Source organism: Daejeonella sp. JGW-45 (assembly GCF_029360805.1).
Lineage (GTDB): Bacteria > Bacteroidota > Bacteroidia > Sphingobacteriales > Sphingobacteriaceae > Daejeonella.
In genome coordinates this window covers 703,791-726,621 of sequence record NZ_JARKNC010000008.1, presented here as the reverse complement: position 1 = coordinate 726,621, position 22,831 = coordinate 703,791, and the positions used below count along the sequence as shown (strand labels likewise).

Annotated in this window: 18 protein-coding genes; 10 read left to right on the top strand and 8 right to left on the bottom strand. The window is 44.9% G+C overall.

The features are described from left to right. Positions 1 to 2: 2 nt before the first annotated feature. From murG to P2W76_RS12770, 7 genes are all read left to right on the top strand, one after another. Positions 3 to 1,100, top strand: coding sequence for an undecaprenyldiphospho-muramoylpentapeptide beta-N-acetylglucosaminyltransferase (murG, locus tag P2W76_RS12800; RefSeq protein ID WP_276348223.1), 1,098 nt, complete (start codon positions 3 to 5; stop codon positions 1,098 to 1,100). A 14-nt stretch (positions 1,101 to 1,114) separates the two neighbouring features. Continuing rightward, entirely contained in the window at positions 1,115 to 2,470 is a 1,356-nt protein-coding gene (gene murC, locus P2W76_RS12795) for a UDP-N-acetylmuramate--L-alanine ligase (protein ID WP_276348222.1), read from the top strand. Continuing rightward, positions 2,463 to 3,323, top strand: coding sequence for a cell division protein FtsQ (locus P2W76_RS12790; protein ID WP_276348221.1), 861 nt, complete (start codon positions 2,463 to 2,465; stop codon positions 3,321 to 3,323). The genes murC and P2W76_RS12790 overlap by 8 nt, the downstream gene beginning before the upstream one ends. Before the next feature lie 10 nt (positions 3,324 to 3,333). Next, positions 3,334 to 4,686: a cell division protein FtsA gene (gene ftsA, locus P2W76_RS12785; RefSeq protein ID WP_276348220.1), complete on the top strand. Its 1,353-nt coding sequence runs from the start codon at positions 3,334 to 3,336 to the stop codon at positions 4,684 to 4,686. 122 nt (positions 4,687 to 4,808) lie between these two features. Continuing rightward, positions 4,809 to 6,428, top strand: a complete 1,620-nt coding sequence (gene ftsZ / locus P2W76_RS12780) for a cell division protein FtsZ (protein WP_276348219.1) — start codon at positions 4,809 to 4,811, stop codon at positions 6,426 to 6,428. 158 nt (positions 6,429 to 6,586) lie between these two features. Next, entirely contained in the window at positions 6,587 to 7,828 is a 1,242-nt protein-coding gene (locus tag P2W76_RS12775; protein WP_276348218.1) for a pyridoxal phosphate-dependent aminotransferase family protein, read from the top strand. A gap of 253 nt (positions 7,829 to 8,081) precedes the next feature. After that, positions 8,082 to 8,279 carry a histone H1 gene (locus P2W76_RS12770; protein WP_276348217.1) on the top strand — a complete coding sequence of 66 codons (198 nt, stop codon included), beginning with the start codon at positions 8,082 to 8,084 and terminating at the stop codon, positions 8,277 to 8,279. Positions 8,280 to 8,329: 50 nt separating this feature from the next. Here P2W76_RS12770 and dapA read toward each other — a convergent pair whose 3' ends face one another. The 3 genes from dapA to P2W76_RS12755 all read right to left on the bottom strand — a co-directional run bounded on the left by dapA (position 8,330) and on the right by P2W76_RS12755 (position 12,100). Continuing rightward, positions 8,330 to 9,217 carry a 4-hydroxy-tetrahydrodipicolinate synthase gene (dapA, locus tag P2W76_RS12765; protein ID WP_276348216.1) on the bottom strand — a complete coding sequence of 296 codons (888 nt, stop codon included), beginning with the start codon at positions 9,215 to 9,217 and terminating at the stop codon, positions 8,330 to 8,332. Positions 9,218 to 9,299: 82 nt separating this feature from the next. After that, complete coding sequence (gene ligA / locus P2W76_RS12760; protein WP_276348215.1) at positions 9,300 to 11,312, bottom strand: NAD-dependent DNA ligase LigA; 2,013 nt, start codon at positions 11,310 to 11,312, stop codon at positions 9,300 to 9,302. A 113-nt stretch (positions 11,313 to 11,425) separates the two neighbouring features. Next, positions 11,426 to 12,100, bottom strand: a complete 675-nt coding sequence (locus tag P2W76_RS12755; RefSeq protein ID WP_276348214.1) for a hypothetical protein — start codon at positions 12,098 to 12,100, stop codon at positions 11,426 to 11,428. 136 nt (positions 12,101 to 12,236) lie between these two features. Here P2W76_RS12755 and tyrS point away from each other — a divergent pair, with 136 nt between their 5' ends. From tyrS to P2W76_RS12740, 3 genes are all read left to right on the top strand, one after another. After that, positions 12,237 to 13,520, top strand: coding sequence for a tyrosine--tRNA ligase (tyrS, locus tag P2W76_RS12750; protein ID WP_276348213.1), 1,284 nt, complete (start codon positions 12,237 to 12,239; stop codon positions 13,518 to 13,520). Positions 13,521 to 13,893: 373 nt separating this feature from the next. Next, positions 13,894 to 15,018 (top strand): DSD1 family PLP-dependent enzyme, encoded by a 1,125-nt coding sequence (locus P2W76_RS12745; RefSeq protein WP_276348212.1) that lies wholly within the window; start codon positions 13,894 to 13,896, stop codon positions 15,016 to 15,018. A 161-nt stretch (positions 15,019 to 15,179) separates the two neighbouring features. Further along, positions 15,180 to 15,539, top strand: coding sequence for a four helix bundle protein (locus tag P2W76_RS12740; RefSeq protein WP_276348211.1), 360 nt, complete (start codon positions 15,180 to 15,182; stop codon positions 15,537 to 15,539). Between the two features lie 104 nt (positions 15,540 to 15,643). On the opposite strand, the gene P2W76_RS12735 is transcribed toward P2W76_RS12740, so the two are convergent. The 5 genes from P2W76_RS12735 to P2W76_RS12715 form a co-directional block, all read right to left on the bottom strand. After that, positions 15,644 to 16,351, bottom strand: a complete 708-nt coding sequence (locus P2W76_RS12735; protein WP_276348210.1) for a DUF1080 domain-containing protein — start codon at positions 16,349 to 16,351, stop codon at positions 15,644 to 15,646. 3 nt (positions 16,352 to 16,354) lie between these two features. Then, the gene (locus P2W76_RS12730) at positions 16,355 to 16,792 is read right to left on the bottom strand and encodes a c-type cytochrome (protein ID WP_276348209.1); all 438 of its coding nucleotides are present in this window, start codon (positions 16,790 to 16,792) and stop codon (positions 16,355 to 16,357) included. Between the two features lie 140 nt (positions 16,793 to 16,932). Beyond that, the gene (locus tag P2W76_RS12725; RefSeq protein WP_276348208.1) at positions 16,933 to 17,985 is read right to left on the bottom strand and encodes a sugar phosphate isomerase/epimerase; all 1,053 of its coding nucleotides are present in this window, start codon (positions 17,983 to 17,985) and stop codon (positions 16,933 to 16,935) included. A 10-nt stretch (positions 17,986 to 17,995) separates the two neighbouring features. Continuing rightward, positions 17,996 to 19,162 carry a Gfo/Idh/MocA family oxidoreductase gene (locus P2W76_RS12720; RefSeq protein ID WP_276348207.1) on the bottom strand — a complete coding sequence of 389 codons (1,167 nt, stop codon included), beginning with the start codon at positions 19,160 to 19,162 and terminating at the stop codon, positions 17,996 to 17,998. A 13-nt stretch (positions 19,163 to 19,175) separates the two neighbouring features. Beyond that, a complete protein-coding gene (locus tag P2W76_RS12715) occupies positions 19,176 to 22,556 on the bottom strand; it encodes a ThuA domain-containing protein (protein WP_276348206.1) in 3,381 nt (1,126 codons plus the stop codon). Between the last annotated feature and the right edge of the window lie 275 nt (positions 22,557 to 22,831).

Sequence of the window (22,831 nt, the reverse complement as noted above, 5' to 3'; positions counted from 1 at the left end):
TTATGGGAAAGAGAGTGATCATAAGCGGTGGCGGTACGGGCGGGCATATATTCCCGGCCGTAGCAATTGCTGATGCACTCAAAAGAATTGCTCCCGATACGGAAATACTGTTCGTTGGGGCAAATGGCAGGATGGAAATGGAGAAGGTTCCGGCAGCTGGATATAAGATCATCGGACTGGATATCCAGGGCTTTCAGCGGAGTTCAATTGTAAAGAATATTCTGTTACCCTTTAAAATATTAATGAGTTTGATCAGGTCGAGAAGTATTATTAAAGATTTTAAGCCGGATGTAGCTGTGGGCGTTGGCGGTTATGCGTCGGGGCCGTTGTTATATGCGGCTTCCTTGATGAAAGTCCCTTACCTGATCCAGGAGCAAAACTCTTATGCTGGCATTACCAATAAGGGCTTGGGCAAAAATGCCCAGAGAATATGTGTGGCTTTCAACGGTATGGAGAAATTTTTCCCCGCAGATAAAATATTGATAACCGGTAACCCCATCCGTAAGGAAGCGGTTGATATCGACGGCAAACGTGATGATGCATTGAAATTCTTCGGCCTTTCATCACATAAGAAGACCATCCTGGTCACTGGTGGTAGCCTGGGCGCATCAACGATCAATAAGAGTATCGTTGCCGGTCTGGATAAAATAGAACAGGAGGGTGTTCAGCTAATCTGGCAAACAGGTAGATATTATTATCAGTCGATCAATGCGCAGATGGCAGGGATCGACCGGCCCGGGATCCGGATCCTTGAATTTCTGCAGCGGATGGATTTTGCTTATGCAGCGGCCGACCTGATCATATCCCGTGCAGGTGCAGGCACAATAGCTGAATTATTCTCAATAAAGAAGCCGGCTATTCTGGTTCCTTCTCCAAATGTAGCGGAGGATCACCAAACAAAAAATGCTATGGCACTTGTCGGGAACGAAGCAGCAGTAGTTGTAAAGGACAGTGAAGCAGAACGTGAATTATTAGAGATAGCTATCAAGTTGCTGAACGATGATAAAAAATGTAAGAAGCTCTCGGAAAATATAGGCAAAATGGCTTTGCCTGATGCCGACGAAGTAATTGCAAGGGAAGTATTAACAATTGCCAACTAAAATATCATCTGAATATGGAGTTAGAAAATATTAAGCGGGTTTATTTGATAGGGATCGGGGGTATTGGCATGAGCGGCCTGGCGCGCTATTTTAAGAAGCGCGGGTGTGTTGTATGCGGTTACGATAAGACATGTACGCCATTAACAACCTCCCTGATGAACGAAGGGATTCCCGTTGTTTTTCAGGACGAGGTCGATAATATTCCGATGAGCTTCCAGGAAAAGGATGCTCATACCCTCATTATTTATACTCCCGCGATTCCTAAAGATTCGCCAATACTGAACCACTTTAAATCCGGAGGGTTTGCATTCAAGAAGCGCTCGGAAGTTCTGGGTATTATTAGCAAAAGCATGTTCACTATAGCTGTGGCAGGCACACACGGTAAAACAACTACTTCCAGTATGATAGCCCATGTGCTGAAAGACAGCGGGTATGATTGTTCTGCCTTCTTGGGTGGCATTGCGAGTAATTACAACAGCAATGTGCTGTTCGGCGATAATAATACTCTGGTAGTTGAAGCCGATGAGTTTGACCGGTCATTTCTGACCCTTCATCCTGATATAGCGATTGTTACTTCGATGGATGCCGACCATCTTGATATCTATGGCGATAAGAGCCATTTAGTAGAGTCGTTTAAGCAATTTACATCACAGTTAAAGCCGGGCGGTAAACTCCTTTATCGAAAAGGCCTTGATCTGCAAAACGGGCAAACCTATGCTGCAAACGCCATTGCCGATGTTCAGGCTGTAAATGTACGTGTTGAGAAAGGGAGCTTCTATTTTGATTTCAAAAACGGTGAGCTGATTATCGAAAATATTCAGATGGGACTGCCGGGCCTTCATAATGTAGAAAATGCGGTTGCGGCCGTGGAAGTAGCGCTTCAACTGGGTATACGCCCGGACAAGATCAGAGCAGCGCTTGGTAATTTTAAAGGAGTAAAGCGCCGCTTTGAATATATTGTAAAAAATGAGAGCCATGTTTATATAGATGATTATGCTCATCACCCCGAAGAGTTGCGGGCTTGTATACAGGCAGTTAAAACCCTTTATCCAGGCAAAAAACTGACAACCGTGTTTCAGCCGCATTTATTTACAAGGACGAGGGATTTTGCAGATGGGTTCGCTGAAGTGTTAGGCATGACGGATGAACTGATAATGCTCGATATCTACCCGGCCCGAGAGCTGCCGATTTCCGGCGTCAATTCTGAGATGATCTTAGATAAGGTTAGCCTGTCAGAAAAACACATCCTTACGAAAGCTAATGTGATCGAATATATACGGGAGGAGAAACCTGAGCTGTTGCTGACGGTAGGGGCTGGTGACATAGATACGTTAATTGAACCATTGAAGAAAGTTTTAGAAAATGCTTAAGCAGATCAACTGGAAGCTTATTTTTTACTGTTTCACATGGATAATGTGTCTCACTGGGCTGGTTGTGCTCATGAGCTTTATTGGTGTAAAGAAAAATAGTCAGAAGTGCACCGATCTTAAGGTGATGCTTCCGGGTGCTAACAATTTTATAGAGCGCGATGAAGTTGACCGTATCCTGCTTGAGAATAGCGGTCCGTTGGTGGGAAGGGGACTTGAAGATATTAATATTCATAAACTGGAAAAAGTACTGAATGAAAATCCCTTTATAGAGTACGCGAAAGTATTTGCCGATATGAACGGGGTTATCCACGTAGATATCCGGCAGCGTAAACCAGTCATAAGGATCATTAATATGGCAAATGTTAACTTTTACGTCGATGAAAACGGCTTTAAGATACCTATGTCAGATAACTACACTGCCAGGGTTCTTGTGGCAAATGGTTTGATAAATGAGGATTTTTCCGGCAAAGTCGACACGATGAGCTCGCAATTGGTGAAGGATCTGTTCAGAGCAGCGAAATTTATCCGGCAAGATACATTGTGGAATGATCAGGTCGAGCAGCTCTTTGTTGACCTGAAGGGTGATATTGAAATTGTTCCCCGCGTCGGCGACCACAAAATTATCCTGGGAACAGCAGATTCACTGGAAACAAAATTCCGGAACCTCCTGGTGTTTTATAAAAAAGCAATACCGAAGGTGGGATGGGATAGTTATAAGTCGATCAACTTAAAATATGCCAATCAGATCATCTGCGAAAAAAATATAATAGACAGTACGGCTGTCAGTGTAAAGCCGATTGATTTGACGGCTGATAGTACACTTGTGACAAATCAGGATTCAACAATAAATTAATGCACATAATATGGATAAGAGTAACTCAGCTTCAGTAAAAAATTCACCAATAGTTGTAGGCCTTGATATAGGGACAACTAAGATTTGTGTTACCGTGGGTCGCAGAAGCGAACATGGTAAGATCGAAATTTTAGGTATGGGAAAAGCCGAATCCGCGGGAGTGACCCGTGGTGTGGTATCTAATATTCAAAAGACGGTCCAGGGAATTATGCTTGCCGTTGAAGATGCAAGTGCCCAGTCTAATGTCGATGTGAAGATAGTTAACGTCGGTATTGCCGGACAGCATATTAAAAGTCTCCAGCATCGCGGTATTCTTACCAGAAAAGATCTTAATACTGAGATTCAGAGAAGGGACATCGATAAGCTCATCGAAGATATGTACAAACTGGTAATGCCTCCGGGCGAAGAAATTATCCATGTTCTTCCTCAGGAATTCACGGTAGATAATGAGCCTGGCATTAAAGACCCGATCGGAATGGCCGGCGTGCGCCTGGAAGCAAACTTCCATATTATTTCAGGCCATGTTAGTGCTGTGAAAAATATTATTAAATGCGTTGGAAATGCAGGCCTCGAAACCCAGGAACTTATTCTGGAACCGCTTGCTTCTTCTGAGTCGGTGCTGAGCGACGAAGAAAAAGAAGCTGGGGTGGTATTGGTGGACATAGGTGGAGGAACTACCGACCTGGCAATTTTCCATGAAGGCATTATTCGTCATACAGCTGTTATTCCTTTTGGCGGGAACAGCGTTACCGAGGACATTAGGGAAGGATGCTCAGTAATGAGGAACCAGGCAGAATTACTGAAGACCCGTTTTGGATCCGCGCTTGCTGAAGAGAACAAAGAAAATGAGATTATCTGTGTACCAGGACTTCGGGGAAGGGAACCCAAGGAGATCTCTGTCAAGAATCTTGCATTTGTCATCCAGGCGAGGATGGAGGAGATCATAGAGCACGTGTATTACGAGATTAAGTCTTCAGGGTATGAGAAAAAGCTTATTGCAGGGATTGTGATTACCGGTGGAGGCGCGCAGCTAAAGCACTTGCCACAACTGGTGGAATATGTTACCGGCTTAGATAGCCGTGTAGGCTATCCGAATGAGCATCTGGCAAAAAACGATGTATTGCCAAAGCTTACTTATGACGAATTAAAAAGCCCAATGTTTGCCACCGGTATCGGTCTTCTGATTAAAGGTATCCAGAAGGCTGAACAATTGGAAGAATCAAGCAGGCGTGTTGGCATTTCTGAAGAAAAAGTGCAGGTGACCGATAAGTCTAAAAAGAGCCTCGGCCTGTTTGAAAAAATCCTGCAATCAGGTGCCAAATTCATCAAGGACGATATTAAAGACGAAGATTATATACGTTAATTATCCACAAGCTGACGAGTTTCCCACATATCCAACAATTGTGGAAAACGTATGTTGATAATTAGCTAATATTACAACGGAAACTGTCAGAGAACATAGATTTTTACCTAACTGATAAGAGTATGCAGTTCGAAATGTTAAAAGAAAAATCATCGATCATTAAGGTGATTGGTGTTGGTGGCGGCGGCGGGAATGCTGTTAACCATATGTATCGTCAGGGGATCACCGGTGTTGATTTCATTATATGTAATACCGATGCACAAGCTCTTGAATTAAGCCCGATACCTAATAAAGTTCAGCTTGGTGCCAGCCTTACCGAAGGGATGGGAGCCGGATCGATCCCAGAGGTCGGTAAGAATTCAGCTATCGAAAATATTGATGATATTAAGCGGATGCTTGGTAGCAATACTAAAATGCTTTTTATCACAGCCGGGATGGGCGGTGGTACCGGAACTGGTGCAAGTCCTATTATCGCACAGGCTGCTAAAGAGATGGATATCCTCACGGTCGGCATTATTACTACTCCGTTTTCTTTTGAGGGGAAAAGAAGAAAGCTTCAGGCTGAGGACGGCCTGGAAGAATTTAAGAAATATGTCGACTCTTATCTGGTAATTTCCAATGATCGCCTGCGCGAGATATTTGGCAATCTTACGCTTGGGTCAGCATTTGCTCAGGCAGATAATATTTTGACTACAGCAGCAAAAGGTATCGCTGAGATCATCACCATTCCAGGCTATATAAACGTTGATTTTAAAGACGTACGTACCGTTATGAAAGAAAGCGGTGTTGCCATAATGGGAAGCTACGCCGCTGAAGGAGAAAACCGGGCTTTGAGGGCAGTTGAAGGTGCCCTGGCATCACCGTTGTTAAAGGATAATGAGATAGAGGGAGCACGCTATATTCTCCTGAATATTAGTTCCGGCGACAAGGAAGTTACCATGGATGAAGTAAGCATTATAACCGATTATATTCAGCAGGAAGCGGGGCTTGCTGCTGATCTGATCTGGGGTAACTGTTCAGATGAGGCTTTGGGAGAGAAAATCTCGGTAACAATTATTGCGACAGGCTTCCAAACCAAGGAAGAGCGTGAAGTAGAGAAGAGCCAGGTACGTAAGGTTTCCCTGCTTACGCCTGAGCAGGCTCCGCTTGTAAGGCCAGTGCATGAAAATACCTTCATTGCGCCAAGAGTGGAAGGGGAGATAAACGAGCCTGTTTTGAAAAAGGAGGAGAGCCAGGTAGATCTTTTTGCAGGTTTCTTTCAAAGTGCTCCCAAGGCTGAAATGGAGTCCGCGCCAGAGGCAGATTATGTGCGCCATACCCTGAACGATGAGATTCCTGCCGACAGCATCAAAATTGAATCTTCTTTTGAATTTGAAACTCAGAAAGATGAATTCGTATTTAAAGTAGAGACTGCAAAAGAAGAAGATTTGCCTGTGGTAGAAGCTTTTGAAGAAGAGCAGCAGCCCAACCCTGATGAGAATAAAACTGACGAATCTATCGAAGAACAGTTAAGAAAATCTAAAGAACGTATTCTTCGCCTGAAAGACCTGAGCATGAAATTGCGCACGAGCAATGGCCTTCAGGAGCTTGAAAACGAACCAGCTTACAAACGCAAGCAAATGTCTCTGCAGGATGTTCCGCATTCGTCAGAATCACAGGTTTCGCGGTTTACTTTAAGTACCGAAGATGGAATCACGGAGATCAGGCCGAATAATTCTTTTCTTCACGACAATGTGGATTAATAGTAAATCATAATGAATGAACGCCTCTATTCGCCTGTTGGATAGAGGCGTTCTTGTTTTATGGCGATACTATTGCAGGCTATTAATTAGCTTTTGATAATCAGGTCGCTAAATCTTAACTTTGCAGAAAAATACGCTAACATTAAATACTATAAGGTTTGGATTTATTTGATAAAATTTCGAAAAATATGGGCCCCCTGGGTCAGCACCAAAAAATGGCGCACGGTTATTTTTCTTTCCCAAAGTTAGAAGGCGAGATCGCACCGCATATGAAGTTCAGGGGGAAAGAGCACTTAGTGTGGAGTCTGAACAACTATCTTGGGTTGGCAAATCATCCTGAAGTACGTGAAGCTGATGCTGAGGGTGCAAGGGAGTTCGGCCTCGCTTATCCGATGGGTGCACGTATGATGTCAGGCAACTCAAACAATCACGAAGCTCTCGAAAAGGAACTTGCTGAGTTCGTTGGAAAGGAAGATTCTTTCCTTTTGAATTATGGTTACCAGGGTATTATGTCTGCAATCGACGCACTTGTGGATCGCCATGACGTGATCGTTTACGATGCAGAATCGCATGCATGTATCATTGACGGAGTTCGTTTACATCAGGGAAAGCGTTTTGTGTATTCTCACAATGACATGGAAAGCCTTGAGAAGCAACTTGAGCGCGCTTCACGGTGGGTTGAAAATACCGGCGGTGCTATCCTCGTAATTACAGAGGGTGTATTTGGGATGTCAGGTGCACAAGGAAAACTTAAGGAAGTTGTCGGGCTTAAAAAGAAGTTCAATTTCAGGATACTAATTGATGATGCGCATGGTTTTGGTACCATGGGTAATACCGGCGCGGGAACTCATGAAGCGCAGGGTTGTATTGACGGGATAGATATTTATTTCGGAACCTTTGCAAAATCAATGGCCGGAATAGGCGCCTTTATTGCATCAACTGAGGAAATTACAAACTTCCTGCGATACAATATGAGATCGCAAACATTTGCGAAGTCGCTTCCAATGCCGATGGTTGTTGGCCTGCGTAAAAGGTTGGAGTTGTTAAAGAGCAAGCCGGAGTTAAGAGAGAAATTATGGGAAGTTGCTACCACCCTTCAAAATGGCTTAAAAGAACGTGGGTTCAACATTGGCGTAACTGATACAATGGTAACGCCGGTATTCCTCGAAGGGGAGTTGTCTGAAGCAACGGCCATTACTATGGACTTGAGAGAGAACTACGGAATATTCTGTTCGATAGTTGTGTATCCCGTTATACCAAAAGGACTGATCATGCTAAGGTTAATACCGACAGCTTTGCATACGATTGAAGACGTTAATCGTACTCTCGATGCATACAGTGAACTTGCTGTGAAGCTGAAAAAAGGCCATTATAAAGAGAAGAACCTTGCGAAGGTATAAATACTCGTAATTTAATAAAAGTGCCCTTAAACACCATTAGGGGCGCTTTTTGTTTAAAGTTGTTTTATAAATCGCTGATTTAAAATAGGTTAGCATTTAAAAAGATATTTTTATTGTGGATAAACTCAATAAATGTGGAAAAAAACGCTAAAAACGCATGATTTTATTTTTTTCAAATATTCTTTTTTAAGAAAAAACATTATACATTAGCTAATAGTAATCGTACTAACCTCTAAACTAAAGAAATACAAACATGAAAAAATTCCAAGAAGCAAAAAGTTTATTCGAATCACTGGAAGCAGATGCTGACAAATTCTACAACAAAGCTAACAGCGCAGCAGGAACCCGCGTAAGAAAAGGCATGCAGGATCTTAAAAACCTGGCTCAGGCCATCCGCCTTGAGGTTCAGGAAACTAAAAACAAAGAAGCAGCAAAAGCTAAGAAAAAATAATTTTGCAGAAGAGATTTAAAGCCCGTCCTATAAGCTAGAGACGGGTTTTTTTATGAAACAAGATTTAGTTTTTTCAGCTCCTTCAGAATTAGATCCCGGGTATCTGTACTTACATTTACCATCGGCAGCCGTAATGTGTCGCTACATATATCAAGCAGCTTCATAGCAGATTTTACGCCGCAGGGGTTTCCCTCCGCGAAGAATAAGTTAATAATTTCAATAACGCTGAAGTGAAGTGGCTGAGCTTCTATAAACTTGCCATCAAGGCACATACGCACCATTGTCGAAAATAGACCGGGTATCGCGTTGCCCACGACAGAAATAACTCCCGCTGCACCCATAGATATCAGGGGTAACGCGATCGCATCATCACCTGATATTAGAAGAAAATCCTCTGGTTTGTCGCGGATGATCTTATTAAACTGGTCAAAATTTGCGGACGCATCCTTTGTGGCAATAATGTTTTTGAAATCATGGGCTAACCGCAGAGTCGTTTCTGCCGTCATATTCATACTTGTGCGCCCGGGTACATTGTAAAGCATTACCGGCAGATCAGATGCTTCAGCTACTGCTTTATAATGCTGATAGATTCCTTCCTGTGTTGGCTTGCTATAATATGGCGACACTGAGAGTACCGCGTCGTATTCCTTATTTCGAAAGTTTTTCAGGTCACGCACTACTTCTGCGGTATTATTACCTCCTATACCGGCGACAAGTGTTACCCTGCCAGCATTATGCTCAGCTGTAGTTTCCCAAACGGATTTCTTTTCATCATTTGAAAGGGTGGCGGCTTCTCCTGTAGTTCCTAAAGAAACAATGTATTCTACACCACCGGAAATAACGTAATCTATAACATTTTTAAGACCGGAATGATCAACTGAGCCATCTGCTTTAAATGGGGTAATGAGCGCTACTCCTGTTCCATGAAATTTGTTCATTCTGGTATTTTTTATACGAATTTATTTTGCGAATTTAAGAGGATAAGCCTCTAGTTTAAAACGATTATTGAAATATTACTGATTATTTCAGCATTTCCAGCAACTCAATGTCAGAAATAAGAGGAATTTTAAGTTTTGTTGCTTTTTCTAACTTAGAAGGACCCATATTGTCGCCCGCAACGAGATAATTTAATTTAGCAGAGATGCTGCTCAATATCTTGCCGCCATTGGCCTCAATAATGTCTTTCAACTCATCGCGGCTATAGTTTTCAAAAACCCCCGATATTATAAAGGATAGCCCATCCAGCTTCGTGCTTTGCAGCTCCACAGTCTGCTCCGCGCTTTCGAATTGCAGCCCATGCCGTTTTAACTCGTTAATCTGTTGTATATGCCGGGGTCCCTGGAAATATTCGACCAGGCTTTCTGCTATCCGCTCACCGATCTCCTCCGCCGATCTAAGCTCTTCCAGGCTCGCACTCATCAGGCTGTCAATATTCCGGAAATGTCCGGCAAGCTTTTTAGCGACGGTCTCGCCAACGTAGCGTATACCCAGCCCGAACAATACTTTTTCAAAAGGCATTTGTTTGGATCTTTCTATGCCTTCCAGCATATTGCTGATGGATTTTTCACCGAAACGGTCCAGCTGTTTTAACTGGTCTTCTTTCTCATGAAGGGTATAAAGATCGCTGATATGTTCAATTAAGCCCTTCTTGTAAAAGGTATCAATAGTTTCCTGTCCAAGCCCCTCAATGTTCATAGCCTTCCGGCTGATGAAGTGTTGCATCTTGCCGACAATCTGCGGCGGGCAGGCTTCATCATTTGGGCAATAGTGTACAGCTTCTCCCTCTTTCCGGACAAGATTGCTGCCGCACTCCGGACAAACTTCAGGATAACTGATTGCTGCAGCACCAGCCCTCCTTTTTATTGTATTTACAGCAATGATTTTAGGGATGATCTCTCCGCCCTTTTCAACAAGCACTGTGTCGCCTTCATGAAGACCTAAACGGCTTATTTCATTGGCGTTATGCAATGTTGCCCTCTTCACTGTTGTACCTGCAAGCAGTACCGGCTTGAGGTTTGCAACAGGTGTTACGGCCCCGGTACGGCCGACCTGGTAAGTCACCTTTTCCAGCACAGTTTCGACTTCCTGCGCTTTATATTTATAGGAGATAGCCCAGCGCGGCGATTTGGCGGTAAAGCCGAGTTCCTGTTGCTGGCTGAAGTTGTTGACTTTTATGACAATGCCATCAATATCGTAGCTTAAATCAAACCGTTTTTCCTCCCACAGATGTACAAAATCCAGGACTTCGCTAATATCCGTGCATAATTTTGTATGCTCGCAAATATGGAAGCCCCAGTTTTTTACAGCAAGAAGGCTTTCCCAATGAGTATTGTAGAGACGTTTGTCCGTGTAGAGGAAGTAAAGAAAGCAATCCAGCGGCCGTTTAGCAACTTCGCTCGAATCCTGCATCTTCAAAGTGCCGGATGCAAAATTCCGGGGATTAGCGTATGGCACTTCATTATTCTCTATTCGTTCTGAATTTAGCCGGTCGAACGCAGGCTTATGCATAAATACTTCCCCCCGGATCTCAAACATTTCCGGATATCCGTTTCCGCGAATGATCTTGGGGATGGTTTGTATTGTCCGGGCATTGGCCGTTACATCGTCACCCTGGGTGCCGTCGCCGCGGGTCACCGCTCTTGTCAGTTTCCCATTCTCGTAAGTAAGGCTCAGCGAAAGGCCGTCGAACTTTAACTCGCAAACATATTCAAACCTGTCACCGATCGCTTTTCGCACCCGTTCGTCAAATTCTCTGAGATCCTGCTCATTATAAGTGTTGCCGAGCGATAACATCGGCCATTTATGCCGTACTGTTTTAAATTCTTTTGTGATATCACCGCCGATCTTCTGCGTCGGAGAATCCGGATCCTGGTATTCGGGATACTGTTTTTCCAGTTCTGCCAGCTCAGCCAGTTTTTTATCAAATTCGAAATCCGAAATGGTAGGCTGTGCCAGAACATAATAATTGTAATTATGGCCGTTAAGCTCTTTAACGAGGGTATCTATACGTTCTTTGATCTGGAAAAGGGACATTTGCGAAGATAATTGTAAAAGTGGAAAGTTGAGAGTTGAAAATTGAAAGTGATAATTATTCTTACGACGAGGAACTTACTTCACAAGATAAATCAACTTTCCACTTTCCACTTTCAACTTTCAACTACTTTCCCGATTTCCTCAAAAATCTCTCCATAACACCCCCGGAGCTCGTCCTGGTACCCAAGCAAGATCGCGCTCGCTTGCAGTAACTGTGTGTCATTCATTGGGTCCGGCCAGATTCGCGTACAGATACGGTTAAGGGCGTACATGATATTATGTGCCTCGCGGTAACCGTTGAGATAACCTGATTCGAGAAACTTCTCGAAGAACTTGAAGAAGTGAGCCGTGTCGTCCATCGCGTTAAGTTTAAGAAACTTATTGATAGCCAGGTCGTCAGCACGCCGGAGGTTAGAGTAAAGATCGTTCGCATCGATGACATCATCAGTGATCAGAATGCTGTCAAGCATAAGTTCCAGCGCAATGTGTGCCAGGAATGAGGGGCGTACCGGCGAATTTTCGAGTACAGGTGCTATAGCCGTTCGTATGGCGTTGGTGTGCTTGATAAAAAAGCCGGAATTATGAAAGTGTTTGTCGACAACAAGATGTCGTTTCCACCCCTTTAGGATAGCTTTTTCCGCCTGCCCTGTAAAAAGGTGTTCCCTCTTTTCAGGGCGAAATTTCCAGTCTTTTCTCGCATTTCTTACAAGATCTGGCAATACCGTACCGAGCACGATGTTTGGATCGCTGGTATGCCTGTCAAAGTAAAAATGCGACAAAAAGTTCATGCGGGAATTTATAAGCTCTTTCAAACTAATATGGGAAATACGTATTAGCGCTCGTCTGCTATAAATTTACGAAAAATTTGCAATGCCCGTGTGTTGCCAATTCTGTTATATTTGCAGGCAAAAACGAGATAATCAAATGAATTTTGTAGAAGAATTACGCTGGCGGGGAATGCTGCATGATATAATGCCTGGTACTGAAGAAGAACTTAATAAGGGACTTACCTCGGGCTATATAGGATTCGATCCGACCGCTGATTCTCTGCATGTCGGTCACCTGACTCAGATCATGACGCTCATCCACTTTCAGCGTGCGGGGCATAAACCTGTCGCCCTGGTAGGAGGTGCCACGGGTATGGTTGGTGATCCATCAGGCAAGTCTGCCGAACGGAACCTGCTTTCGGAAGACGTGCTCAACCATAACGTTAGATGCCTGGAATCTCAGCTGAAGAAATTCCTCGATTTTGATTGCGGGGCAAAAAGTGCTGAAATGGTGAATAATTACGACTGGTTCAAGAACTTTACGTTCCTTGATTTTATACGGGATGTAGGCAAGCATCTTACTGTCAATTACATGATGGCGAAGGATTCTGTTAAGAAGCGTCTTGAAGGCGAGACAGGCATGTCCTTCACTGAGTTTAGCTACCAGTTAGTGCAGGGTTACGACTTCTATTATCTCTGGAAGGAAAAGAATTGCCTTGTTCAAATGGGCGGCTCAGATCAATGGGGAAATATTGTTACCGGTACAGAGATGATCCGCCGTAAAGCTGCCGGTACCGCTTATGCGATAACAACCCAACTTATTAAAAAAGCTGATGGTACCAAATTTGGCAAGACCGAAAGTGGTGCAGTATGGCTTGATCCGGCCAAAACATCTCCTTATAAATTCTACCAGTTCTGGCTAAATACTACGGATGCAGATGCTAAAAGCTGGATCCGGATCTTTACATTGAAATCCAGGGAAGAGATCGAAGCCTTAGAAGCCGAGCATGACCGGGCTCCGCACTTAAGGATTCTTCAAAAGGCACTTGCCGAAGAAATCACAGTGCGAAGCCATTCTGAAGAAGCTCTTCAAACTGCCCTGAAAACATCAGAGTTTCTTTTCGGCGGAGGTTCACTCGAATTCCTGAATGGATTAAATAATGAGCAGGTTCTGGAGGTTTTTGACGGCCTTCCTCAATTTGCTGTGTCAAAAGATGAATTGTCTGCCGGAATTAATGTAACCGATCTGCTTGCAGAAAAGACTTCTGTTTTCCCGTCAAAAGGCGAAGCAAGGAAAATGATAACAGGCGGGGGCGTGTCTGTTAATAAGCAGAAGGTCGATGATCCCGCACATTTACTCTCAACTTCTGATCTCATTAATGAACGATTTCTCGTGGCTCAAAAAGGCAAGAAGAATTACTTTCTGATTATTTCAGAATAAATTTTCATTCGTGGTATCCTTTCTTATTCCTGGATCAGTGAGACTCTATATTCGATAGACACCAATTTCGGCTCGCCCGCCAGTTCCGGCCGCAACCGGAGTCCAAGCGGTCCTAAACCATTCCTAAACCGGACCTCAAGCGGAGAATGAGCGGTGTTTAAGCACACCCTATTGTTACAGTCGTTGCTTTAATTCACCGGTTTTTGCAGTCTCTCGCTTTCTCATAAAACAAATGAAAAATAAATATTAGATTTATGACAACCTAAACACAATAACTATGTCGTCTTTCAGCCGTCGCAATTTTCTGCAAACAAGCGCCCTGGCCGGCGCCGGAACTTTATTAGCTCCCGCCTTACAGGCTAAAAATTTAGAAATGATTTTAGATAAAGGGGCAATCGGCAAATCTAAATGGGATCTCGATACACCCGCGTTAATTGTCGATCTCGACAAAATGGAGCGGAATATTAAGAAAGTACATACTCGTCTGCAAGGCACCGGCGTAGGTGTACGCCCGCATGTCAAGACTCATAAATCGCCTGCTATAGCTAAAATGCAAGTTGCCGCCGGAGCTTTGGGGGTTTGTGCTGCTAAGCTTGGCGAAGCAGAGGTGATGCTGGAGAATGGGATTAAAAATGTGTTGTTGACCACTGTAAATGTTTCGGCTCCGAAGATTATTAAAGCGATGGCGCTCCGGAAGAAGCACAGCGGCTTTATTCAGGCTGTAGATAACGCTCAAAACATACAGGACCTTCAGGACGCAGCAAAAGCGGCAGGTATTAAAGCCGAGGTTACGCTTGACATAGACGTGATCGGGAGAACCGGCGTGGCTCCTGGTGAACAGGCTCTGGCGCTTGCGCAAATGATTGATAAAATGCCGAATCTCAAATTCTGCGGTATACTTGCTTACGATGGTGGCGTCCAGCATGTAGTTGGATTCAAGGCACGACAGGAACGTGCACTGAAAACCTTCGAGCCGGTTGTAAAAACTTACGATATGATGAAGGCTGCGGGGTTGAACATGGAGATATTCAGCGGAGGAGGGACAGGTACTTACGACATCATGAGTGTAGTTCCCGGATTTACCGATGTTCAGGTGGGAAGCTACCTATTCATGGACCGCCAGTACGTGGAAATAGGAGGGGAGAAAAATGAAACGGTATTTGATGATTTCGACGTTTCGCTGACGGTTATAGCCACCGTCATTAACAACCGTGTTCCCGGCCGTCTGACAACAGATTCCGGCGCGAAAGCATTCACTCTTAATAAACCCACTCCGCTTGTAATCGGCGAACCTGGATTTAACTATAATGCCGGCTCCGACGAGTTTGGGGCTATAACGTTTGAGAAAGCAAATAAGACCTATAAAGTTGGTGATAAGCTGGAAATTATAGCTCCCCACTGTGATCCCATCGTTAACCTGTATGATATAATTTACGGGATCAGGAATGATAAGGTTGAGTCAATTATACCTGTGCTGGCCCGGGGGAAATCTCAATAAGTTGAGAGTTGGGAACTGAAAGCTGAAAACTGAAAACTGAAAGCTGAAAACGGAAAGCGAGACTGAATTCCGTTAAATCAAGGGCTTGTGTCGTAAAATAATTATTTACTCAAATCACCTATTCTCTCATTAAGTTGCAACGTATATAATGCAGCAATTTAATGAGAGACAGCCTTATCCAGATTAAAACGTATGCATTTGCAATAAGGATCGTAAAGCTTTATAAGTTTTTATGTGAAACTAGAAGGGAATTCGTGCTTTCCAAACAGCTATTGAGAAGCGGAACAGCTCCTGATGCTCTTAGCTATGAAGCAGAACATGCACAGTCAAAAGCGGACTTTCTAAATAAAATGAACATTGCTTTGAAAGAAGCCAATGAGACTAAGTTTTGGTTGCTTTTGCTGAAAGATTCACATTATCTCACTGAAGAAGAGTTTTCGTCCATTATCCCAGATTGCAGCGAAATAATTCAAATGCTTGTAAGTACTGTTAAAACCATTAAATCCTCTCTTAATCGCTAGGCTTATTTCAGCTTTCAGTTTACAACTTTCAGCTCCGAATGTTAGTCGGCTCAGCCTTCACCTTAAGAATAAAACTGAACGTTTGAAATTCCCCTCCTCAAAAACTAAAGTCGTTTTATAACAATATTCCGATACCAAACCTCATCTCCGTGATCCTGCAGTGCTATCTTTCCGGTTTTGTATGTTCCAAAGCCTGGCCATGCTTTAAACTTGCTGCCGGCTACCAGTTGATTCCAGTTATCATCCCACATCGTTGTTTTAACAATTGATTCGCCGTTTTGGATGAACTCAAGCTGGCCATTATTCAGGATGATCTCAGAGGTGTTCCATTCGCCAACAGGCCTGACATTTTCCTTGCGGCTCTTTATCAGGTCGTAGAGGTCTCCCGCGCGGTGTTTTATGATCTTACCATCGGCATGTCCATCATTGTCCAGAACCTGCATTTCAGGGCCTGTATTGTATGTTGCTTTATACTTAGCCGGGTCTTCGTTGACATTGAAGATAATACCGCTGTTTCCGTTTTTTGAGATCTTCCAGTCCAGTTTTAAGTGGTAATTCGTAAACTCTTCATTTGTAACCAGGTCGCCGCCCTGTCCGGGAGTCCGGTTCTTTGCATCAAGAAATATAGCCCCGTCTGCTACTTTCCAGTCAGTACCCGCGGCAGATTTGCCATAGGTGTGCCATCCGCTGGTTGTCTTCCCATCGAATAATTTTTGCCAGCCTTTACTTTCTGAACTGTTCATAGCATTTCTTCCGGAGCTGCATGCTGATAAAATCACTGCGGCAAGAATTACAAAACTCAAAGATCTCATATGTTATTTTTTTAAGGATAGGATATATTTAACCATTTCAGTGGCGTCAGCTTCTGAAATAGACGGGTGTGGAGCCATGGGAATGTCGCCCCAGTTACCGCTGCCGCCATTGATGATCTTGCCGGCTAGCATCTTGATATTCTCATCAGTTGCTGCATACTTTGCCGCTACATCCTGGTAAGCTGGTCCCAAAAGCTTTACATCAACTTTATGACAGGTGAGACAATCGCTTTTATTAATTAGCTCTTCACCTTTCCCTGCCGATGCAACAGGCGAATCCGTTCCGATCTTGTTCACATTAGTATCGACATCCGGCTGCTGCGCAACCGCGCTTTGATCCTGGCCGGGCGATGAGGAATCTGCTGACGAGCCGGTTTTTTCATTACTGTTGCAAGCTATTATCACGCTGCATATTCCGAGAATAAGAATTGCTTTTTTCATTAGTGTGTAATTTTTTATGTCCCGCACGCGCGGGATTGCATGAGCTTATCTTCATGGCTGAGCGGTAAGCCCATGCAACGTTCGTTATTTTAAGATCTGCTGTATCATGTTAACAGCGTTGTGAAGTTACAGTTTTTAATTTATATCCCCAGGATCGTACGGTTCAGCTCGTCATTGCTGGCTCCCCCTGCAAAATCATCGAACGCTTTCTCCGTAACCCGGATAATGTGATCTTTTATGAATGCAGATCCCTCGCGCGCGCCATCCTCCGGGTGTTTGATACAGCATTCCCATTCCATTACTGCCCAGCCAGAATAATCATACTGTGTCAGCTTACTGAAGATGCGTTTGAAATCAACCTGTCCATCGCCCGGCGAGCGGTAACGCCCGGCACGGTTCGCCCAGTTTTGATAGCCGCCAAAAGTTCCCTGCTTTCCAGTAGAATTAAATTCCGCATCCTTAACGTGAAATGCTTTGATCCGGTCGTGGTAATGATCTATATACTGGATATAATCCAGTTGCTGTAATACAAAGTGGGAGGGATCATACAACAGGCAGGCTCTCGGATGATTGTTTACCTTTTTCAGGAACATCTCATAGGTTATTCCGTCGAAAAGGTCTTCACCTGGATGGATCTCATAACAAACATCCACACCTTCCCTGTCAAAGTGATCCAGGATCGGCCTCCACCGTTTGGCGAGTTCCGTGAACGCCATATCCACGAGTCCATCAGCCCGTTGCGGCCATGGATGCCACATGTGCCAAAGCAGCGAGCCGCTGAATGTGGCGTGAGCGTTTAAACCGAGATTTCTGGAAGCTGTCGCGGCGTATTTCATTTGCTGCACTGCCCACTCCTGTCTTCCCTTAGGGTTATTTTGCAAATGCGCCGGAGCGAACACGTCGAATGGCTTATCAAAAGCCGGATTAACTGCCACGAGCTGCCCCTGCAGGTGTGTAGATAATTCGGTTATCTCCAGGCCGCATGAGTTGACAATTCCCTTGATCTCATCAGCATATGTCTTGCTCTCAGCTGCTTTTTGAAGATCAATAAAGCGGGGGTCGAGTGTGGGTATCTGAACCCCGATAAAGCCCAGGCTTTTTGCCCATTTGCAAATGGATTCGAGGCTGTTAAATGGTGCCTCATCACTTATAAACTGCGCCAGAAATACTCCCGGCCCTTTAATCGTAGTCATATCCTAAATGTTAAACAGTATAGTCGGTCCACTTTTCATTACTTGCATTGCTTTTTACCACGTTCTCAATAAACGCCATACCCCTGACACCCTCTTCTGCAGAAGGGAAGTCGAGCATTTCCGCAGAAGGCTCAACGCCGTCGATCCTGGCCGACAATGTTAATGCAAAATTCCGGTATAGGTTTCCGAAGGCTTCAAGGTAACCCTCAGGATGCCCTCCCGGAGTCCGGCAATTATGTGTTGCATAAGAAGAAAGCCTGTCGGCATACCCTGCGCCTGCCCGGAGTATCTCGGTAGGTCTGTCGAACCATTTTACCAACAGGGTGTTTGGCTCCTGCTGGGCCCATTCCAAGCCGCCATTTTCTCCGTAAACCCGGATCTTTAGCGCATTTTCTTCACCTGCAGCCACCTGTGAAGCCATAAGAACACCGCTGGCCTCGTTTTCAAATTTAAGAAGCACACTCCCGTCATCGTCAAGCTGTCTTCCCTCCACAACAATATTCAGGTCGGCGCAAACTTTTGTGATCTTCAACCCTGATACGTACTCTGCTAAATGAGCGGCATGAGTGCCTATATCGCCCATGCTTCCGCTTTTGCCTGATTTTTTAGGATCTGTGCGCCATGCAGCCCCTTTGTTTCCTTCTCTTTCTGACAGACGGCTTAACCATCCCTGTGGGTATTCAACATAGATCTTCCGGATCCTGCCCAGGGCTCCATTTTTTACCATCTGTTTAGCTTGTTTTACCATAGGGTACCCTGCATACGTGTGGGTGAGGAGCAGGATGAGTCCGGTTTCTTTAACTTTTTGCCGGAGCTGTTTGGCTTCTTCAAGAGTGAATGTAATCGGTTTTTCGATAACTACATGAAAGCCTTTATCCAGGGCTGCCATGGCCGGTGCGAAATGAGCGAAGTTCGGCGTAACTATGGTGACAAAATCTATTTTCTTGTCGGCGGGCAGCTTGCTCTCCTTTTCGATCATTTCCTCGAAACTCACGTATGTTCGATCCTCCGGTAAAAATAACATCTTACCGCTTTCGCGCGCTATATCAGGATCTATGCTCAGAGCGCCTGCCGACAGTTCTGCCAGGCCGTCCATGTTTGCCGCTATCCGGTGGATGGCGCCTATAAAGGCGTCCTTGCCACCGCCGACCATCCCCATCCGTAGTTTTCTGTTCATTTTGTAATAATATTTAGATAGAATTAAAAGTTAGTGATTGCAGAAATGGCCGTCGCCTGACCGGCGCTGAAGACTTTATGATGATATAAACATCATGGCGCTTTGCATCAGCAACTGGCTGCAATTTAATCAGGCTGTTAAATTGTTTTTGAGTGCCACCTGAGCTAACGTCACCGCGGCCAATCAATCGACCTGTTTCCTGACCCAGCCTGATCTCTACGGTGAAGCCTCCCTCGTCTTGTCCGTTGATAGAGCTTAGATTAATGCTGCTGATCCCGGTCAGGTCTATGCCGCTTAATTTCATCCAGCCGTTGGTTTGCGGATAGCCGATAAGGCCTGTCGCCGTTGAATCCTTTAAATTCAGCCGGGCGCGTTGGCTGATCTCTCTTGCATGTATACTATTGCTTCGCAGATGAACCACTCCCGACGCGGTCAATGGCCTTACACTTGCAGAGCCTGCGTCGGTATACGACGCGTGAATGTTCAGAGTTGTGTTCTCGCCGGAACCGGCCGCCGGCATGATCTTACCCTGTGCCGGAAGACTCGGCCTGGTGGAGGTTTTGCTGCCAAGCGATAAAATGTAGGCCGCTATTTTCTGAGCCTGATCCTCTGGCATACTTGCATGTGGCGGCATAGCCACTTCCCCCCAAACCCCGCTGCTGCCTTTCAGAATTTTTGCAGCTATATAGGTCAAAGCATTAGGGTCCTTCCCGTACTTTGATGATACCTGAGTGAAAGAAGGCCCCACCGAAGGTGCATTTACCTTGTGACAGGCAGAGCAATCTGATTTCAGCATCAGGCTTTCACCAACCTGTATCTCGGGTACTTCCTGGTGCCCCAGAGAAGCCCCGGCCATATCAATTCCCTTAGTGTAAGTAGTACTGACATAGATCTTAGCCCTGTTAACTGCTGAACCCTGGTCGCTTACATTGACGGTGTATTCAACCTGCTTATTAGGGAAATAGAACGTCTTGTTACCCTTTAACGCGATATTCAGTTTAGGCTGTGCATTTCCTGCAAATACGCTTTTTGCAGGACTTACCGTGCTTGCACCGGTCTTGTCAGTAACCTGCACACTAACCGGATATTCGCCGGTTTTGGTATACACATATTCAATAGAGGGCTGATTTGTCGTCTTTTTAACTCCGTTGCCCAAATCCCATAAATATGTCAGGTCGTCCCGGTCCGGGTCGGCCGCTGCTACTTTTGCCTGCAGCTTATAAGGCATGATCCCGCTTGTGCTGCTGATCATCAAATCGTCTATCTTTGGCGGCCGGTTACCGGCAACGTAATCTATTCTCACCAGGCCGGCATCTACGTTTTTAGAGAACCACCCCTTTCCATATTCCAGGATGTATAATCTGCCATCAGGACCAACCTCCATGTCTATCGGAGCGATAAACGATGTTGATCCCATAAAAGGCTCCATGCTGTCGTAATCGCCATTGGGCTTCATGGTGACTAACTTAACCCAGCCTCGTATCCAGTCGTACATAAATAGCTTGCCGTCGAAATAATCCGGATAGCGAGTCTCCTTAGGGAACAATTCACTATAGTACACAGGTCCGGCTTCCGCATTTCTTCCGCCTGTTCCAAGTTGAGGGAATTCTTTCGATGCTGCATAGGGATACCAGATAAATGCGGGAGATACTGGCGGCAGATCTTCGAGGCCCGTATTATTAGGCGAGTTGTTTACCGGCTTAAGTTTGTCGAAAGCCTCACCACTCGTGCCGGTCCTGTAATCATAACGGCGGTAAGGATAGTTGTTCCCCACAAAGAAAGGCCAGCCGAAAAAGCCTGCCTTTCTTGCCTGGTTTAATTCGTCATAACCGCGAGGTCCTCGTTCCGCTATATCATTCGCTGCATCCGGTCCTACTTCGCCCCAGTATAGGAAATTGGTTTTACTGTCTATCGATATCCTGTACGGGTTGCGGTTTCCCATAACATAGATCTCAGGGCGCGTTTTCGGTGTATTGGGTGGAAACAGGTTTCCTTCAGGGATCTGATAGGACCCGTCGGGCAGAACCCGGATCCGTAAGATCTTTCCTCGCAGGTCGTTGGTGTTTCCCGAACTTCTTCCCGCGTCATACTGTTCCAATCCGGGGCGGTTATCGAGAGGCGCGAAGCCCTTGTTGGTAAATTTTTGATTCGGAACATCGAACGGCGTTGAATTATCTCCCGTTGAAAGATAAAGCAGACCATCGGGGCCAAAAGCTATCGAACCTCCTGTATGGCAGCAGATCTCGCGCTGTGAATAAAGCTCCAGGACGATCTTTTCCGAGGATCGGTCGAGCTGGTCATTCACGAATCGGAATCGTGATAAACGGTTTACTGACGTGTCAGTCGGGCTGTAAAAAATATAGATGTAATTATTTTCTTTATATCGGGGGTCGGCAGCCAGACCTAATATGCCTTCTTCAGCATTCACACCCGGAACTGAGGTCTTTGAGTAAACATTTAGCGAACCGACCTGACTAATGCTTTTGGTTTGTTCTTTATATAAAAGGATCTCGCCGCGCCGCTGCACTAAAAGTATATCAAGATTGGGAAGGATAGCCATTTCCGTTGGCTCAAACAGCGTCCCCTGCGTTAAAACTGTTCGTACAAACCTGTTCTCCTCTGGTGCGTTCGGGGTGCTTGCTTTTGAGTAGTCAAGTACAGTGTTGTTTCCCATTGCATATTTTATGCCCCCCAGAAGGTGCTTTAAGAACAAGGGGTCGGAAAACGTTTCGTCAGTGTGCCCCATGCCTGTATAGAAAGCCCTGCCCCCGTCAAACGCATGATACCAGGAAATAGGATGGTTTGTGCCATTTTGCCCGCCCTCGTAACTGGATTCGTCCAGATATGCAAGGACTTTTACGTCTGGATTAAGGTTTTTATAGTTATACCATTCGTCAGTTCGCTTCCACTTTTTTGGTAAATGACTGCTGGCTGCATTTGTACGATCTACCACATTAATCACAGCTGCCTGGATTTTAGGGTGACTGGCAAAATACCCACCCACAAGTTTGCCGTACCAGGGCCAGTCGTATTCGGTATCCGCCGCAGCGTGGATGCCGGCATAGCCGCCTCCTGCCTGTATATAGCGTTCAAAGGCTATTTGCTGGGGCGTATTGAGAATGTTTCCTGTGGTGTTCAGAAATACAACGGTCTTGTATTTTTTTAAGGAATCCTCTGTGAAATATCTTCCATCCTCTGTGGTATCAACCGAAAAGCCCTGTTCTCTGCCGAGTTTCATAATTGCAGCCTTTCCTGCAGCGATCGACTCGTGCCGGTACTCCGGTGTCTTGCTGAAAACCAGGATCCGGGGTTTTGACGTTTGGGTCAGCATCCTAAAGGATAATAGTGAAAGCAAGATCCCGGTTGAGAATAATATAAGGGTTGAATTTTTCATCTTAGGCTGTCTTTAAAACTTACCGGGTTTGAGAATGGGAAGTATGATTTTTAAAAATAAAAATATACATTTATTTATTACAAGTAAACTAAATTGCAATATGGAATAATGCATTTATGCGGTCTTAATCGCAAATATTCAGGAAAGTTCGTGTATAAATTACACCAAGTCCTTATATTCAGCGTTTTACCGGTTTGGAGACTTTTCGATTTGTATCAATTCAAATCAGTTAACTAATCAAACCATTAATACATTAGCAAAGCTACAGTGCCACC